The sequence below is a fragment of the Nocardiopsis potens DSM 45234 genome (assembly GCF_000341105.1).
In the GTDB taxonomy this organism is placed as follows: Bacteria; Actinomycetota; Actinomycetes; order Streptosporangiales; family Streptosporangiaceae; genus Nocardiopsis_A; species Nocardiopsis_A potens.
Genome location: NZ_ANBB01000012.1, coordinates 17,075 through 27,983, shown reverse-complemented (window position 1 = coordinate 27,983; position 10,909 = coordinate 17,075). Strand labels below are relative to the sequence as shown.

The following is a 10,909-nucleotide window of genomic DNA, read 5'->3' as shown; positions in this document are numbered from 1 at the left end:
CAGGCGCCCGCACCCCGCCGGGGGCCTCGGTGCCGCGGGACAGCGCCATCGCGGTCACCGACACCAGCACCACGGCGCCGCCCAGCCACTGCGACCAGGTCGGGTCGGCGCCCAGGAAGGCCACCCCGACCACCGCGGACACCAGCGGGAAGGCCAGCTCGGCCAGGGTGGCGCGGCTGGCGGCGGTGCGGCCGAGCGCCCAGTAGTACAGGGAGAGCGCCAGCAGGCCGGGCCCCAGCGCCAGGGCGGCCAGCATCGGGATCCGGGCCGGGTCCAGGGCCAGGGAGGAGCCGGTGGCCAGCGAGATCGCCAGCGCCACCGGCAGCGCGATGCAGAACCGCACCGCGGTGACGTGCATGAAGGCCATGGTGGTGCCGGCCAGCCGGCCGAGCACGGTGCCGCCGGCCCACAGCGCGGCCGCGCCCAGCGCCAGCGCCGCGGCCTTGGCGCTGCCCAGGGTCACCGAGAGGGGGTCGGGGAAGGCCAGCAGCCAGGCGCCGGCCAGGGCGGGCAGGGCGTACAGCGCGAACCGCGGGCGCAGCCGCTCGCCCAGCAGCAGCACGGCGAGCAGGATCGCGAAGACCGGCTGGAGCTTCTGCAGCACCTGCGGGGTGATCGGGTCGCCGGTGGTGAACGCCAGGGTGAACAGGGTGGTGGCCAGCGCCGAGGAGCCGCCGCCGACCACCGCCATCGCGGCGATGGTCCGCGCCCCCGAGCGCGCCAGTTCGCGGAAGGCCGGGACGGCCCACGGGGACAGGCACAGCGCGATGATCAGGTGCTCGTAGAAGACGACGGCGGGGGCGGGCATCACCGCCGACAGCGGCTCGCGCATCAGCGCGGACGTCCCCCACAGCCCGGCGGCCGCCGCCACCGCCCACATCCGGTCCCCGCTGCGCTGGGCCACGTTCCCCGTCCTTCCGCTGTTCCGACGACCCCGGAATCATCCCATTCCCGGCGAACGGCGCACACTGCTCCCGGTCGGCGGAAGGCGCCGCATACCGGAGGGGCCCGCCCCGAGGGGCCCGGAGCGGCCGGCGGGCCCCGGGGGCGGCGGACAGGGGTACCGTGCGGTCCCGCCCCGGCCGCCCCGGCCGCCCCGGCCGCTCCGGACGCGAAGGAGCCGGGGGAGCCGGGATCCCGGGTCCGGCCCGGCCGGAGAGCGGGGCGCGGCGGCAGGACCCGGCCGGGCGGGGGAGCGGCACCGGGGAGGCGCCGGGAGAGGCCGGGAAACGCGGAGCGCCCCCGCCCGGGGAAGGGGCGGGGGCGCTCGCGGGCACCGGTCAGGCGCGCGGTTCGATGAGCAGCAGGCGGTCCATCATGTCCTGCATGGTCACCAGGCCGACCAGGGACGGGCGGCCGCGGGCCGGGTCGGCGGCGCCGGTCTCGGCGTCGATCTCCTCGACCAGGGCCAGGTGGCTGCGGCTCTCCCGCATGATGCTCAGCGCCGCATAGATCGGCGTGTCCGCCCCCAGGGTGGGCACCGGCCGCATCAGGTCGGCGGCGGTGGTCCCCTCGGGGCTGGTCAGCGCATCGCGGACGTGCACCACGCCCAGCGGCCGGTGCTCGTCCAGGACGACCAGCCGCAGGTGGCCCGAGTCCCGGGAGACCCGCTTGACGTCCTCCAGGGAGGCGCCCGGGCCGACCCCGGCCAGCTCCACCAGCGGGGTGGTGATCTCCCGCAGCGGCCGGGAGTTGACCTCCAGGGCGCTGGCCAGCTGGTCCCGGCGCTCCTCGTCGAGCGCGCCGGCCTTGGCCGAGTGGTCCACCAGCTCGCGCAGGTCGTCGGGGTTGTGCCCGGAGGCCACCTCGTCGACCGCGTTCACCCCCACCCGGTGCAGGCACCAGTTGGCCATCCCGTTCAGCACCACCAGCAGCGGCCGGGTCAGCCACATGAACGCCCGCATCGGGATCGCCAGCAGCGTCGCCGACTTCTCCGGGTGCGAGATCGCCCACGACTTCGGCGCCATCTCCCCGACCACCAGGTGCAGGAAGGTGACGACCACCAGCGACAGCACGAACGCCAGCGTCGCGGCGACCGCGTCGGGCATCCGCCCGTACAGCAGCGGCTCCAGCATGTGCTTGACCGCCGGCTTGGTGATGGCGCCCAGCGCCAGCGTGCACAGCGTGATGCCCAGCTGGGAGCCGGCCAGCAGCAGCGACAGGTCGCGTGCGCTGCGCAGCGCGGCCCGCGCCGACATGCTGGTCTCGGCGGCCTCCTCCAACCGGTAGCGGCGCGCCGCCACCAGGGCGAACTCGATGGCCACGAAGAACGCGCTCAGCGCGATCAGCCCGACCGAGATCACCATCGCGAGAAGCGGGTTCATGTCGCTCACGCGCTCACCTCCCGCGACTTCTCGCCCTCTTCGGCCGGGGCCTCGTGCAGCTCCAGGCGGACCGTCTCGGGCACGTGCCGGTCGACCCCCTCGACGCTGAGCGTCACCGAGCGGTCGGGCTCGTCCTCGGGGGCGCCGGGGTGGCGGGGGAGCGCCACCTCGATCCGGTCGCCGTCCTCGGGCAGCCGCCGCAGCCCGCTGATGACCAGCCCGCCGACGGTCTCGTAGTCGCCTTCGGGCAGGTCGTGCCCGAGCAGCCGCTCGACCTCGTCGATGTGCAGGGCCCCGGGCAGCAGCCAGGCGCCGTCCTCGGTGACGCGGGCCTCGCCCTCGTCGGCCGGATCGTGCTCGTCGGCGATCTCGCCGACCAGCTCCTCGGCGATGTCCTCGGTGGTGATGACGCCGGCCAGGCCGCCGTACTCGTCGACCACGCAGGCGAACTCCTCACCGGAGTCGCGCAGCCGGTCCAGCACGTCGGGCAGCGGCAGGGAGGCCGGGACCAGCACCGCGGGGCGGGCCACACCGGCCACCCGCACCGTGTCCAGGTCGGCCTCGTCGCCCTGGGCGAGCACGTCGCGCAGGCACACCACGCCGACGATGTCGTCGACGTCGCCGCCCATCACCGGGAACCGGGAGTGGCCGCCGGCCATCAGCTCCACCACCCGGACGACCGGGTCGTCGGCCTGGACGGTGTCCACGTGCGGGCGCGGGATCATCGCGTGCCCGGCCGTGCGGTCGTGGAAGTCCAGGGTCCGGTCGAGCAGGGTGGACAGCTCGGCCGGCAGGTCCCCGCTGTCCCGCGACTCCTCGACGATGCGCTCCAGGTCGGCCGGGGTGGCGGCGTGCTGCACGTCCTCCACCGGGCGGATGCCCACGGCCTTGAGCAGCACCACCGCGGCCTGGTCGAACAGCCGGATGATCCAGCCGAACAGGCGCAGGTAGATGCCGGTGGACAGGGCCAGCCGGCGGGCGACCGGCTCGGGCCGGGCGATCGCCAGGTTCTTGGGGAACAGCTCACCGAAGACCATCTGGACCACGGTGGAGAAGAGCAGCGCCACCGCGGCGCCGACGGCCAGGCCGAAGCCGGCCGGCACGCCCGCGATGCCCAGCAGGTCGCTCACGCCGTCGCCGAGCATCGGCTCGGCCACCGAACCGACCAGCAGGCCGGTGACGGTGATGCCCAGCTGGGCGCCGGAGAGCATGAACGAGGTGCGCTTGGTGATGTCCAGGGCGCGCTGGGCGCCGGCGTCGCCCTGGGCGGCGCGGGCCTTCAGGCGGGACCGGTCCACCGCCATGTAGCCGAATTCCTGGGCGACGAAGTACCCCGTCGCCACGGTGATCAGGAAGATCACCAGCGCTCCGAGGAGGATGTTCAGCAGGATGCTCACCGCTCACGCTCCCAGGCGGGGAGGGCGGTGCGGGTGCGGGCCCGCCGCTTCAGGGCGCTGCGCGCGGCCTCGGAGCGGTGGTGTCCTGCGCGCGCGCCCGTTGGTGAGGGCGGGTCTTCGGGGTCGGGACTGCAGCACCCTGCCATCTCCAGGGCGCTGCCGGTACTTCGGGACGGATCCACTGTTCCTCTCTCTGAATCGGGTACGACGGAGATACGACCGTGCGGCCTCGGAAATTCCCGGAAGCGGCGGTTCCAACCGCGAACGCTCCGGGTTTTGCCGACACCTCACCCGCCGGAGGCGGCGGGAGGGTGCCGGAGCGGGTCAGACGCCTGCGGCGGCGTCCGGTGCGGGGAGGGCGGGGTCGCCGGCGGGCGCGGCGGCCCACTCGCGGCGGCGCACCTCGGCGATGGCGATGGAGGCGGCGACGGCGACGTTGAGCGAGCCGACCCGGCCGATCTGCGGGATGTAGGCGGCGGCGTCGGCCGCGGCGAGCAGCGCGGGCGAGCAGCCGTGGTCCTCGGAGCCGATGGCCAGGCAGACGTCGCCCTCCAGCGCGGCCTCGTGCAGCGGCAGGGCGTCGCGGGCGAGTTCGAGGGCGACCACCCGGTAGCCCGCGGCGCGGGCGGCGTCGGCGGCCTCGGCGGCGGTGCGGGTGCGCTCCAGGCGCATCTTCTGCTCCGAGCCCAGGGCGGTCTTGCCGACCTGGGGGTGGGCGGGGTCGGCGGTGTTGCCGGCCAGCCACAGCGTCTCCACCCCGAACACGGCCGCGGTGCGCAGCACGGAGCCGAGGTTGAACGGCTGGGTGACGGACTCCGCGATGAGGGCGACGCGGCCCTCGGTGCGCCTGCGCCACTGGCGGTTGAGACGTTTGACGTCGGTGGGGCGCAGCTGCGTGCTCACCTGGTGTGCGTACCTCGTATTCGTGCGGCGGTGCCGGTCGGGGCCGCCGGGATTGCGGCGCTTCGCCAGACAGGATAACCGCAGGGCGGCGCCGCGGCGCAAGGGGAGGTCAGCCGCGGCGCACCAGCAGCACCCGGTAGCCGGCCCGGGAGGAGGCGCGCTCGGTGGGGCGGCCCTGGGACTCCAGCCAGCGGTGCAGCGAGTCGCCGCCCAGGTTGCGCTGGACGACCAGGTGGGCGGTGCCGCCGGGGGCGAGCCGGTCCAGCCAGGTGGACAGCAGGGCGTGCAGGGCGGGCTTGCCGATGCGGATCGGCGGGTTGGACCAGATCGCGTCGAAGGGGCCCTGCTCGGGGCCGGGGGGCGCGCCGTCCGCGGGCCGCCCGTCCGGGGCGACATGTCGGAAATCTACGTTGGAAAGGCGGTTGTTCCGGGCATTCGCCCGGGCGAGGTCCACCGCCCGGCCGTTGACATCGACGCCCAGCACCGATGCGCCCGTCGCCCGGGCCGCCATGGCCAGCGCGATCGGCCCGTACCCGCAGCCCAGGTCGAGCAGGCGGCCCCCGGCCGGCGGGGCCGGCACCGACTCCAGCAGCACCCGGGTGCCCAGGTCGACCTTGCCGGGGGAGAAGACGCCCCGGTCGGTGCCCAGGCGCAGGTGCAGGTCGGGCAGGACGAGGTCGACGGTCGCCGGGCGGCTGGCGGCCTCGGGGTCGGAGTCGAAGTAGTGCTGAGCCACCCGAAGACGCTACCACCAGGGGCGGAGCCGCCCGGCCGGGCCGGCGCGGGCCCTTCCGGCGGCGCGGGCGGCGGGGGAGGCGCACGCCACAAACCGGTCGGTCGGTATCGTTGGGCGCGGGCACCGCCCGCCCGCCCCCGCGCCAAGAGAGGACCGCCCAGTGCAGCGTTTCACCGGCAGAGTCGCCATCGTCACCGGAGCCAGCCGCGGCATCGGCCTGGCCGCCGCCCGGCGCATCGTCGACGAAGGCGGCCGCGTCGTCGTCACCGCCCGCAAGCCCGAGCCCCTGGAGCAGGCCGTCGCCGAACTCGGCGGCCCCGAGCACGCCCTGGGCATCGCCGGCAAGGCCCACGACGCCGGGCACCGCGACGAGGTCGTCCGCCGCACCCTGGAGGCCTTCGGCCGGATCGACGTACTGGTCAACAACACCGGCACCAACCCCGTCTTCGACGCGATCGTCAACGTCGACCCCGCCGCCATGGCCAAGATCTTCGAGATCAATGTGATCGCCGCCGCCTCCTGGGTCTCCGCCGCCTACCACGCCTGGATGAAGGAGCACGGCGGCGCGGTGGTCAACGTCGCCTCGCTGGCCGGCCAGCACCCCTCCCCGGGCATCGGGATCTACGGCGCGAGCAAGGCCGCCCTGATCAACCTCACCGAGCAGCTCGCCTACGAGCTGGCCCCCTCGATCCGGGTCAACGCGGTGGCCCCCGCCGTCGTCAAGACCGCCTTCGCCACCGCCCTCTACGCCGACAACGAGGAGGAGGTCACCAAGGGCTACCCGCTCGGCCGCCTGGGCGACCCGGCCGACATCGCCGCCGCCATCGCCCACCTCGCCTCCGACGACGCCTCCTGGGTCACCGGCCAGACCCACACCCTGGACGGCGGCCGCACGCTCGGCGCAGGCGTGGAATAGCGCCCGGCGGGGCCGGGGCGGCGCCCCGGCCCCGTTGCATTCGGCCCCGCGGAGACGGATGATGGGAGCGACCGGACGCCGCCGGAACGGGCCGCCCGCCCTGGTCAGGGGCGGCGGAACCGCGGCCCCGCCCGCGCCCGGTCGGACGCGCGAACGCGAACGGCTCCGGAGCGGAGGACCGGCCGCGGCGGCCGGACGCCTCCCCGGAGCGACGGGGGTGAGCCTGATGCGCACCGCAGCGCCTTCCCCCGCCCCCGCGCGCACCCCCGCACCCCCGCGCCCGGCACCGCACGGAACCTCCCCCAGGAGCGAGCCCCCCGACCCGTTCCGCACGAGTCCGCATCCTCCCCGGGGCCGGTCCCGGGGCGTTCCAGGAGGTCCACGATGCACACCATGAAGCGCTGGAACATCGAGATCCTGCTCTCCGAGGAGACCGACGGCGACACCGCCAACACCTGGGCGGACGCCGGTCTGCACGCCGAGGGCGGAACCGACCTGCACGGCCGGGGGATGGCCCGCAAGCACCCGGCCGACCCCGAGGCCCCCGAGATCGGCGAGGAGCTCGCCGTCTCCCGGGCCCTGGCCGACCTCGCCCGCCAGCTCCGCCAGGTGGCCGCCGAGGACATCTCCGGCAACACCGGCACTCCCTGGCGTCCCTGACCCGCGCCTCTGACCGGTCCCGCGCCCCCCGGGACCGGTGCCCGCACCCGCGCGCCGGGGACCGGCGCGCGGCACCCGTGCCCTGCCCGCGCCGCCCGAGGACCCGTTCGACCTGCGGAGACTCCGCGGTTCGAGTAAGGCGCCCCGTCCCGAGCGGGGCCGAGAGCCGTCCGAAAGGGGACGGGGCCGCGCCGGCCCGCCTCCGCCCGCGCGGCCCGGAAGGGGAGCACCCGGCCGGGCCGCGGTTCCGGGCGGGAGGAAAAACAGGGCCCGGGCCGACCGCGACCGGGGGCCGGCGGCCCGCCGCGCCCCGCAGCGTCCCGCACCGCACCGCCGGCCCGGCGGCCGGACCCGCCCCCGGCCGGCCCGCAACGGTCCGTGCACGCCCCGGGGCGCCCCGTCCTCTCCAGGGGAAATGTCACCGGCCCGCGCCCCGGCGGCGCGCCCGGGCGCGCGAATGCAGGTGGCGGCGGCGGTCCCGCCCCGCGGAAGGGCGGGCGCCGCCCCGTGAACGGCCGAATGTGGACGCGCGCGGGAAGGCGCTCCTACACTGCCCGGTGATCACGGTGGGGCAGACTCGGCTGATAGGACGCGGCCACCCGGAGGCCCCCGTCCCCCAGGGGCGGGGCTTTTTGCGTTCGGGACCGCGTCCGCCCGGACCGAACGACGAAGGACGGTGCAGAACCCGGTGCGCGACAGCCGACTCCACGCCCATGCCACCGCGGTCCCGGGGTAGGCGGATGCACGACACCCCGGCCGAAGACCCCCCGAATCCGGCGCACGCCGGCCCCGGCCGCCCGCGCGGCGCGACGGGGGTCCGAGGACGACCGCACAAGGAGGGACCGATGCCCACTCCGACCGGACCGCAGGCCCGGCCCGCCCGGGCGAGGGGCGCCGCAGGCCTCGGCGCGGCCTGCGCGGCCGCCATGATCGGGGCCGGGGTGTTCGCCGCGTTCGCCCCGGCGGCCGCCGGAGCCGGCCCCTGGCTGCCGGTGGCGCTGCTGCTGGCCGCCGCCGTCGCCTACTGCAACGCCACCTGCTCGGCGCGGCTGGCCGCCCGCCACCCCGAGCCCGAGGGCGCCTACGTCTGGGGCCGGGAGCGGCTGGGCGAGCTGTGGGGGCACACCGCGGGCTGGTCGTTCCTGGTCGGCAAGGCGGCCTCGGGCGCCGCCATGGCGCTGGCCTTCGCCTCCTACGTCGCCCCCGGCTGGGAGCGCCCGGCCGCGGCCGCCGCCGTGGCGGCCCTGACCGCGCTGAACATGATCGGCGTGCGGGTGACCGACCGGGCCGCGAAGGTCCTGCTGGCGGCCACGGTGACGGTGCTGGCGGTGGCGGTGGCCGCCGCCGCGGCGGACGGCGGCGCCGACCTCCGCAACCTCTCCCTGTCCGGGGCCTGGCCGGGCTCCTTCGGCCTGCTGGGCGCGGCCGGGATGCTGTTCTTCGCCTTCACCGGCTACTCCCGGGCGGCCGCCCCCGAGGGCGAGGTGCGCGACCCGCGCACCACCGTCCCCCGCGCGGTCGCGCTGTCCATCGGCGGGGTGCTGGCGGTCTACATGGCGGTGTGCCTGGCGGCGCTGTCGGTGCTGGGGCCCGACCGGCTCGCGGCCGGCGCCGCGCCCCTGCTGGACCTGGTGCGCGCCTCGGGGCGGCCGGGCCTGGCCCCGGTGGTCGCGGCCGGCGCCGCCCTGGCCTGCCTGGGCGGCCTGCTGGCCGTGCTGCCGCGGGCCTCGCGCACCGCCGCGGAGATGGCCTCCAAGGGCGACCTGCCGCGCGCGCTGGCCGCGGTCCGCCCGGGGAAGGACACCCCTTACCTGGCCGAGCCGCTGCTGGGCGCGGCGGCCCTGCTGCTGGTGCTGGTCGCCGACCTCGGCGCGGCGATCGTGCTCGCCGCACTGGGCGCCCTGGTCTACTCCACCATCGCCAACGCCTCGGCGCTGCGGCTGGGGGCGGAGGAGAACCGCCCCCCGCTGCTGATCGCGCTGGGCGGGCTGGGCGGGTGCGTGGTGCTGGCGCTGAGCCTGCCGCTGCACCTGGTGGCCGCCGGCCTCGCGGTGATCGCGGCCGGCGCGCTGGGCCGGCTGCTGGTCCGCACCCTGGACGCCCGCGGCGGCTGAAGGCCGGCGGCTCCGGCTGCGCCGGGCCCTCCGCCGCGGGGCCCGGCCCCGCGGAAGAAGCCGCGAGCGGCGCCGTACCGGGGCGGCGCGGGCAGGCGGGGACCGCGCGAAAGGGGCCGCCGGGCCGGCGGACGCCCCCGGCGGGCCGCCCCGCCTCTCCGGCCTCCGTCCGCGGCCCCGGCGCGGCGGGCCGGAAAGAGAAGGAACGAAAAAGGGCGGCGGCGGGGGTCTCCCGCCGCCGCCCGCCGGGCCGGCCGCCCGCAGGCGGGCCGGCCCGGGCCGCGCTCAGCCCCCCGGCGGCGCCAGCGCGTCCAGCCCCTTGCGGGCGGTCGCCGACAGGGGGATCCGCGGAAGCTCCTCAGGGGCGAACCAGGCGCAGTCGGCCGTGGACCCCTCCTCCTCGACCACCCGGGGGGCGGTCGGGCGGGCCACATGGGCGTGGAAGAACGCCCACACCGCATAGATCTCGGTGGCGGCGCTCTCCGGCCCCATCTGCCCGGTGCGGTGGTGGTGGCGGACCCCGACCAGGCGGCCCACCCCGGCGTGCTGGCCGGTCTCCTCGAACACCTCGCGGCGCAGCGCCGCACGCGCGTCCTCGCCGTCGTCGACGCCCCCGCCGGGCAGGTGCCAGGTGCCCTCGCCCGGGTAGCCCGGCGCGATCAGGGACAGCAGCAGCCGCCCGTCGGGGTCGGTGACCAGCCCGTAGGCGGCGAACCGGCGCAGCGCCGGCCCGGGCCGGGCCGGCTCCTCGGCGACCAGGTCGGCCGCGGCGGGCACCGCTTCGGCCGAGGGCGCGGCGGCAGAGCCCGGCACCCGGTAGAACACCCGGTCGATGTGGAGCCCGACCGGGCCGCCGGCCCCGGGGACCGAGGCCAGCTCGGTGCGGACCTCGACCGGCTCCAGCGGGGTCCGGGCGTCCAGTCCGGCCGCGCGCCGCGCCGCCTCGGCGGGGTCCTCGCCGAACAGCAGGCGGGCCCCGGCCGGCACCTCCCCGGCGACGTGCACGGTGACCCGGCGCAGCGGCCCGGGCGGGGTCACAGCACCCCCTGGGGGCGCCCGGCGCCGCGGACCAGGGACGGCAGCCGGTCCAGGCCGCCGATGACGGTCAGGTCGGTGCGGTCGGCGTGCCGGCCCTCCCGGTCCACCAGCACCGGGCGCATGCCCACGCCCATCGCGCCCAGCGCGTCGGCGTGCAGCTGGTCGCCCACGTGCCAGCAGTTCTCCGGGGCCACCCGGGCCTGGGCGCAGGCCGCCTCGAAGATCCGCGGCGCGGGCTTGCCCGCCCCGGCGGTGTCCGGGCAGACCACCACGGGGAAGCTGCGGGCCAGCCCGATCCGCTCCAGCTTCTCGCGCTGCAGCGCCTCCACCCCGTTGGTGATGACGCCCAGCCCGATCCCGGCGGCGGCCAGCTCGCCCAGCGCGGGGGCGGCGTCGGGGAACGGCTGCCAGGCCGCCCGGTGGGCGTCCAGGTACTGCCGGTACAGGTCGTCGCAGGCCTGGTCGGGGACGGAGGCGTGACCGGCCTGCACGGCCAGGGCGCGGACCCGCTCGCGGCGCTGCTCGGCGAAGCCGAGCCGGCCGTTGAGGTAGGCGCCGAAGGAGATCTCGGTCTGCACGTCCCACAGCGTGCGCGCGGCGTTGAAGTCGGGGTGGCCGAGCCGCTCCATCAGCATGCGCAGGCCTGCGGAGCTCGCCGCCCGCTCATCGAGCAGCGTGTCGTCCAGATCGAAGAAGATCACCGCGGGTGCGGTGGCGGTATCCGGCATCGTTCCTATTTCGTCAAGCTCGTCGGACAGTGACAAACAGGGCTACGGTACCGGTCGAACAGGGACGAAGCGCCACCGGATGGCGCGGCCGGA

The 10,909-nt window shown here is 76.8% G+C and carries 10 protein-coding genes; 3 read left to right on the top strand and 7 right to left on the bottom strand.

Annotated elements, in window-relative coordinates; translation table 11 throughout:
* The 5 genes from D459_RS0104440 to D459_RS0104420 all read right to left on the bottom strand — a co-directional run.
* The coding region (locus D459_RS0104440) for a DMT family transporter (RefSeq protein ID WP_017591792.1) at positions 1–904 on the bottom strand (904 nt) is incomplete at its 3' end.
* Positions 905–1,280: 376 nt separating this feature from the next.
* Complete coding sequence (locus D459_RS0104435) at positions 1,281–2,333, bottom strand: hemolysin family protein (protein WP_017591791.1); 1,053 nt, start codon at positions 2,331–2,333, stop codon at positions 1,281–1,283.
* Complete coding sequence (locus D459_RS0104430) at positions 2,330–3,721, bottom strand: hemolysin family protein (protein ID WP_017591790.1); 1,392 nt, start codon at positions 3,719–3,721, stop codon at positions 2,330–2,332. Before D459_RS0104430 ends, D459_RS0104435 begins: the two co-directional genes overlap by 4 nt.
* Before the next feature lie 324 nt (positions 3,722–4,045).
* Positions 4,046–4,624 (bottom strand): TrmH family RNA methyltransferase, encoded by a 579-nt coding sequence (locus tag D459_RS30720; protein ID WP_017591789.1) that lies wholly within the window; start codon positions 4,622–4,624, stop codon positions 4,046–4,048.
* A 109-nt stretch (positions 4,625–4,733) separates the two neighbouring features.
* Entirely contained in the window at positions 4,734–5,360 is a 627-nt protein-coding gene (locus D459_RS0104420; protein ID WP_017591788.1) for a class I SAM-dependent methyltransferase, read from the bottom strand.
* A gap of 160 nt (positions 5,361–5,520) precedes the next feature.
* Between D459_RS0104420 and D459_RS0104415 the strand changes: the two genes are divergently transcribed.
* From D459_RS0104415 to D459_RS0104405, 3 genes are all read left to right on the top strand, one after another.
* Entirely contained in the window at positions 5,521–6,276 is a 756-nt protein-coding gene (locus D459_RS0104415; RefSeq protein WP_017591787.1) for an SDR family oxidoreductase, read from the top strand.
* A 384-nt stretch (positions 6,277–6,660) separates the two neighbouring features.
* Positions 6,661–6,936 (top strand): DUF1876 domain-containing protein, encoded by a 276-nt coding sequence (locus D459_RS0104410; protein ID WP_017591786.1) that lies wholly within the window; start codon positions 6,661–6,663, stop codon positions 6,934–6,936.
* Positions 6,937–7,781: 845 nt separating this feature from the next.
* On the top strand, positions 7,782–9,050 hold the full coding sequence (locus tag D459_RS0104405) for an APC family permease (RefSeq protein ID WP_017591785.1): 1,269 nt from the start codon (positions 7,782–7,784) through the stop codon (positions 9,048–9,050).
* Positions 9,051–9,335: 285 nt separating this feature from the next.
* Here D459_RS0104405 and D459_RS0104400 read toward each other — a convergent pair whose 3' ends face one another.
* Positions 9,336–10,088 (bottom strand): NUDIX hydrolase, encoded by a 753-nt coding sequence (locus tag D459_RS0104400; protein WP_017591784.1) that lies wholly within the window; start codon positions 10,086–10,088, stop codon positions 9,336–9,338.
* Positions 10,085–10,816 (bottom strand): HAD family hydrolase, encoded by a 732-nt coding sequence (locus tag D459_RS0104395; RefSeq protein ID WP_017591783.1) that lies wholly within the window; start codon positions 10,814–10,816, stop codon positions 10,085–10,087. The genes D459_RS0104400 and D459_RS0104395 overlap by 4 nt, the downstream gene beginning before the upstream one ends.
* Between the last annotated feature and the right edge of the window lie 93 nt (positions 10,817–10,909).